The organism is Corallococcus llansteffanensis (assembly GCF_003612055.1).
Lineage (GTDB): Bacteria > Myxococcota > Myxococcia > Myxococcales > Myxococcaceae > Corallococcus > Corallococcus llansteffanensis.
On the sequence record NZ_RAWB01000665.1, the window covers coordinates 1 to 5,019 of the forward strand.

Below are 5,019 nucleotides of genomic sequence, written 5' to 3' on the forward strand. Positions count from 1 at the left end.
GCGCTCCAGCGCCCCCGCCGCCATCGCGCCCGCTGCCTCCGCGCTCACCGACCCGTGCGCCTGCAACAGCGCCAGCGGCACCCCCAGCTGCTCCCCCTTCGACTCGTTCGAGTACGGCACATAGCCGCGCTCCACCACCGCCGACGCCCCCGGCACGTCCGTCAGCGCCGCCGCGATGAGCCCGCCTGTGCACGCCTCCGCGAGCACCAGCCGCACCCCCGCCTCCCGACAGCGCGCGATGACCCGCGGCGCCAGCGCCTCCAGGTCGCTCACGCGCCCTCCCTCGGCACCGCCGCCAGCACCGCCACCAGCACGTCGTCGCGGAAGGTGATGCCCACCGTGCCGCCTTCCGCGCGCAGCCCCACCGCCGGGTGAAGCTCCGGGGGACGCACCGCTTCCATTGCGCCCCTCGGCGTGAAGCCCGCGCGCGACAGCCGCTCCCACCACGACGTCGCCGTCTCGTGACGCTCGCACCGCTCCGCCTCGTTCACCGTGCCCACGATGTCGTCCACCTCCCGGCCGAAGAAGCGCTTGATGGCGCGGCGCTCGTCGCCCGGCACCTCCAGCGTATCCAGCAACTGGAACACGCGGGAGAAGTGATGCCATGCATTGACCAATCGCTCGCGCGCCGGGGCCCGGTGGTGATCCACGTTCGGTTCGCACAGCACCACCCCCACCGGCTCCAGCGACGCCAACCTCCCGAGCACCCTGTCGCGCGCCTCGCCACCCCAGGGCGTCCCTTCCGCCACGTGGTGCAGCGCGAACGCCGCGTTCACCACCAGCGGCCTGCGCACCCCGCGCCACCGCGCCCACGTCGCCGCGTCCACGTCCTCCACCGGCGACTCCAACGCCTCGAACTCGAGCGAGCGAAGCCCCACCTCCAGCGCCACCTCCATCAACGCGCGCCTCGCCTCGCACAGGCTGTCCCCGCTGGGATCCACGCCCACCACCGTCAGGTGCCGGGGCAGCGCGCCCGCCTTCGCCAGCGCCCGCAGCAGGTTGCACTCCTGCCGCCCCTGGCCGATGCCCACGTCCAGCAGCGTCGCCTCCGCGTGGCCTCGCAGGAAGCCCGCGAGCAGCGTGTTCGCCACCGCGTCCGCCGCCGACGCCAGCGGCAGGTGCTTCATCAACTGCCGGAACAGGTCGATCTGCGGCGCCCCACCGTCCACGTCCGACGCCCGGTAGGGATGCAGCGCCCCCGTCGCCCCCTCCAGCCTGCGCGACAGCGCCGTGGCGAACACCGCGTAGTTCTCGTCCTCCGCCACCCGCTCCACGTCCAGCATCCGGTACAGCCGGGCCAGCGTCTCCACCGTCGCCACCGTCCGCGCTGACAACGCATGGTCCATCGCCTCGAGCAGCAGTTCGTCCTTCGGCGTGCGCATGCGCCCTCCCCGGGAAGCCATGACCCTGGCTTCCACTCGACTTGAAAAACTGTAATGACGCCCCTGTGCGCGGCTCCAGGGGCACACACCGCGGGTCCACTCCCGCGTCCCTGCGCGCACAGCACGCCCGCCCCCGTGGACGGACTGGCGGAGCCCGGCGGGGATGGCCATGGCGGTGCGCGCGGGGACGCACGCACGCCTGGGACCTGGAGCCGGTGTTCGCCGAAGCCCCCCTCACCGGCGGCGGGCCCGTCCGCGTCGTCCGGCTGTCCGTGGAAACCCTTACGTTCGGAAGGCGGGGAATAGCCTCGCGCGCGTCTGGCCATCCAACCCATTGGGATTGCTTGGGTAGGATGCAACCCAGCAGTTCCGTGCAATCAAATAAATCAAGAAAGAAAGGCTACCGCGTTCTTCTCGTGGAGCACTGCACCCACCCGCAACCGAGGAGGGACCAATGATTGCGCTGACCTGGACGTACGGGCAGCTCCTCAAGGGCCTGGCGGAGATGGTGCGGCGGGTCCTGCTGGTGCAGCTGCTCTTCCTGGCGCCATGCTTCTGGTTGCTGGAGCTGTCGCAGAACGTGGCGTTCCGGTGGATGAACGGGGACTGGGGTTGGGTCTATCCGGAGTCGTCGCACCGCTGGTACTCCATCGTCAGCCTGGGGATGTGGAGCGGCGCGGTGGTGGTGCTGTGGGCCCTGCACACGTACTGGTTCCGGCCGCTGCGGGTGGCGTCGTGGCAGCGCGTGCTGTGGGCCACCGCGCTGTGCTGGACGGGCCAGTGGCTGGGCGGCTTCGTCGCGGCGGAGGTGTTCCACCACCCGCTCCAGGTGTGGCCCGGCACGAAGCTGGTCTACGTGAGCTTCAGCGGGCTGTTCTTCTGGGCGGCCACGGCGCTGCTCTACCAGCTGGTCGCGCCGGACCCCGAGCCGACTGAAGCCAGGCCGGGCTTCAAGCGCGCGGGGCGTCCAGCGGGAGCCTGAGCCGGGCGCGGCAGCCGCGCCCGTCGGTGCGGTTCTCCAATCGCAGACTGCCGCCGTGGGCCTCGGCGATCTGCCGGCTGAGCGCCAGGCCGATGCCGTTGCCCTGGGGCTTGGTGGTGAAGAAGGGCACGAAGAGGTTCGCGGTGTCGGCCAGGCCCGGGCCTTCGTCCTCCACCCAGACCTCCACCGCGCCGGGCGCGTGCACCGCCCAGGAAACCCAGACACCGCCCGCGCTCCCCTCTTCCGACAGGACGGCGTCCACGGCGTTGCGCACCAGGTTGATGAGCAATTGCTCCAGCTGGTCGGCATCCCCGGGCACCGTGAGCGCGGGGCCGGGGCGCACCGCCACCGGACGGCGCGGCTCCAGCGCCACCACGCGCCGCACCCAGGGCTCCACCTCCACCATGCCCGGCGTGGGAGGCGGCAGCCGCGCCAGCCGCGCGTGGGCGGACATGAAGCGCGCCAGGGACTCCGCCCTGCGGGCGATGATGCCCAGTCCGTGCCGCGTGTCCTCCTCCCAGTCCGCGGGGCGAGGCACCTGGGCCACCAGGTCCTTCAGCGCGTCCGCGATGGACTGGATGGGCGTGAGCGAGTTGTTGATTTCATGGCTCAGCACGCGCACCAGCCGGCGCCACGCCTCGCGCTCCTCCTCGCGCAAGGCCAGACGCAGGTCCGTGAGCACCACCAGCTGGTGCGGCTGGCCGCCCTCCCGGAACATCCCCCGCCACAGCTCGTAGGGGCCGCCCTCCTGCGCGAAGGCGCGCGTCAGCCTTCGCGGCGCGGGGCCCTCCAGGAGCTCCCCAAAGCCCAGTCCTTCCGCGCGCTGCCCCAGGAGCTGCGCGCGCGGCAGGCCCACGAGCCGGGCGCCCGCGCGGTTCACCAGCTTCAGCGTGCCCGTGGCGTCGAAGGCCAGCACCGCGACGTCGATGGCCTCCATCACCTGCCCGAGCAGCGCGCCCGCCTCCAGCGCGCCCAGCCGCTGCTCGCGCAGCGTGTCCGCCAGCGCGTTGACCTCCAGGAGCACTTCCCCCAGTGGGTCGCCCGGACGCTCGCCCCGGCCGCGCACGGAGTAGTCCCCCTCGCGCAGCGCGGACAGCAGCCCCGCCACGGTGTACAGGGGCCGCGCCACGCGCTCGTGCAATGCCAGACAGGCGCCGGCGTGGACGCCCAGCACCAGCGCGGACAGCGTCCAGCGCACCTTGGCGCTGAAGTCCCCCGTCCACAGCAGCGCGAGCGCCACCACGACGGCGGGAAGGCCCGCGAGGACCGCGAGCCCCACGACGCGCAGGTCGTGCGGCACCCGAGGCCTCCAGCTCACCGCGCGCCCTTGATGCCGTAGTACTGGAGGCGCCGGTAGAGCGCGCTGCGCGACAGCCCCAGGGCCTTCGCCGCTTCGCTCACGTTGCCGTCCTGCCGCGTGAGGGCGCGCTCGATGAGGTAGCGCTCCACCTCCTCCAGCGTCATCTCCTCCAGACGCGAGGCGCTCCCGCTGCCGGGCCCCGGACGCTTGAGCAGCAGGTCCTCCGCCTCCACCCGGTCCCCCACCGCCATCAGGAGCGAGCGCTCCACCGCGTGCTCCAGCTCGCGCACGTTGCCCGGCCACGCATAGGCGAGCAGCGCCTCCAGCGCGCCCGGCGCCAGGTGGACGCCCGGCCGGCCGTAGCGCTGGCCCTGCGCGGCGAGGAAGTGCGCGGCGAGCAGCGGGATGTCCTCGCGCCGCTCGCGCAGGGGCGGCAGCAACACCTCCACCGTGTTGAGCCGGTAGAGCAGGTCCTCGCGGAACCTCCCCTCCGTCACCGCCTTGCCCAGGTCCACGTTGGTGGCGCTCACCAGGCGCACGTCCACGCGCCGCGTGCGCGACGAGCCCACCGGGTGCAGCTCTCCCGTCTGGAGGACGCGCAGCAGCTTCGCCTGCTGGCCCAGCGGCATGTTGCCAATCTCATCCAGGAAGAGCGTGCCGCCGTCCGCCAGCTCGAAGCAGCCGATGCGGTCCGTCTTCGCGTCGGTGAAGGCGCCCTTCACGTGGCCGAACAGCTCGCTCTCGAAGACGCCCTCGGACAGGCCACCGGAGTTCACCGCGACGAAGGGCCGATCCGCGCGAGGGCTCGCCGAGTGGAGCAGGCGCGCCACCACCTCCTTGCCGGTGCCGTGCTCGCCGGTGATGAGCACCGGCGCGGCGGACGGCGCCACCCGTTCGATGAGCCGGTGCACGGGCTGCATGGCGCGCGACTCGCCCACCAGCGGGGAGCGCCCGCCCTGCTCGCGGCGCAGGTGCTGGTTCTCCTCCTCCAGCCGTCGCCCCCGGCGCAGGGCTCGGGACAACTCCAGTTGCGTGCGCAGCGTGGCCAGCAGGCGCGTGTTGTCCCAGGGCTTCTGCACGTAGTCGCGCGCGCCCGCGCGCATCGCCTCCACCGCGCCCTCCACGCTGCCCCACGCGGTCATCACCACCACGGGCAAGAGCGCGTCCCGCTCGCGCAGCTGGCCGAGCAGGTCCAACCCCTCGCGCCCGGACGTGGTGTCGCGCGCGTAGTTCAGGTCCATCAGCACCAGGTCCACGTCCTCGGCGTCCAGCGTGGCCTTCACCCCCGCCGGGGACTGGGCGCTCACCACCGCGTAGCCGTCGCGCTTGAGCAAGAGCCGCAGCGCCTCCAGCAC

At 72.7% G+C, this 5,019-nt stretch carries 5 protein-coding genes; 1 reads left to right on the forward strand and 4 read right to left on the reverse strand.

The window, feature by feature from the left end; translation table 11 throughout:
* A partial coding sequence (locus D7V93_RS37625; protein ID WP_147451550.1) for a CinA family protein occupies positions 1-273 on the reverse strand: 273 nt, incomplete at its 3' end.
* Positions 270-1,382, reverse strand: a complete 1,113-nt coding sequence (locus D7V93_RS37630) for a GRAS family protein (RefSeq protein WP_120647917.1) — start codon at positions 1,380-1,382, stop codon at positions 270-272. The genes D7V93_RS37630 and D7V93_RS37625, both read right to left, overlap by 4 nt.
* Positions 1,383-1,836: 454 nt before the next feature.
* On the opposite strand from D7V93_RS37630, the gene D7V93_RS37635 reads away from it, so the two are divergent.
* Positions 1,837-2,364: a hypothetical protein gene (locus D7V93_RS37635; protein ID WP_120647918.1), complete on the forward strand. Its 528-nt coding sequence runs from the start codon at positions 1,837-1,839 to the stop codon at positions 2,362-2,364.
* Here D7V93_RS37635 and D7V93_RS37640 read toward each other — a convergent pair.
* Both D7V93_RS37640 and D7V93_RS37645 read right to left on the reverse strand, forming a co-directional pair.
* A complete protein-coding gene (locus tag D7V93_RS37640; RefSeq protein WP_244237741.1) occupies positions 2,333-3,664 on the reverse strand; it encodes a sensor histidine kinase in 1,332 nt (443 codons plus the stop codon). The two genes, D7V93_RS37635 and D7V93_RS37640, sit on opposite strands and share 32 nt — an antisense overlap.
* A 14-nt stretch (positions 3,665-3,678) precedes the next feature.
* Positions 3,679-5,019: sigma-54-dependent transcriptional regulator (locus tag D7V93_RS37645; protein WP_147451551.1), on the reverse strand; the 1,341-nt coding region annotated here is incomplete at its 5' end.

What these genes read in the sequence shown, in the direction of transcription:
- D7V93_RS37630 (WP_120647917.1), bottom strand. Translation starts at nt 1,382, where the DNA reads ATGCGCACGCCGAAGGACGAACTGCTGCTCGAGGCGATGGACCATGCG.
- D7V93_RS37635 (WP_120647918.1), top strand. Translation starts at nt 1,837, where the DNA reads ATGATTGCGCTGACCTGGACGTACGGGCAGCTCCTCAAGGGCCTGGCG.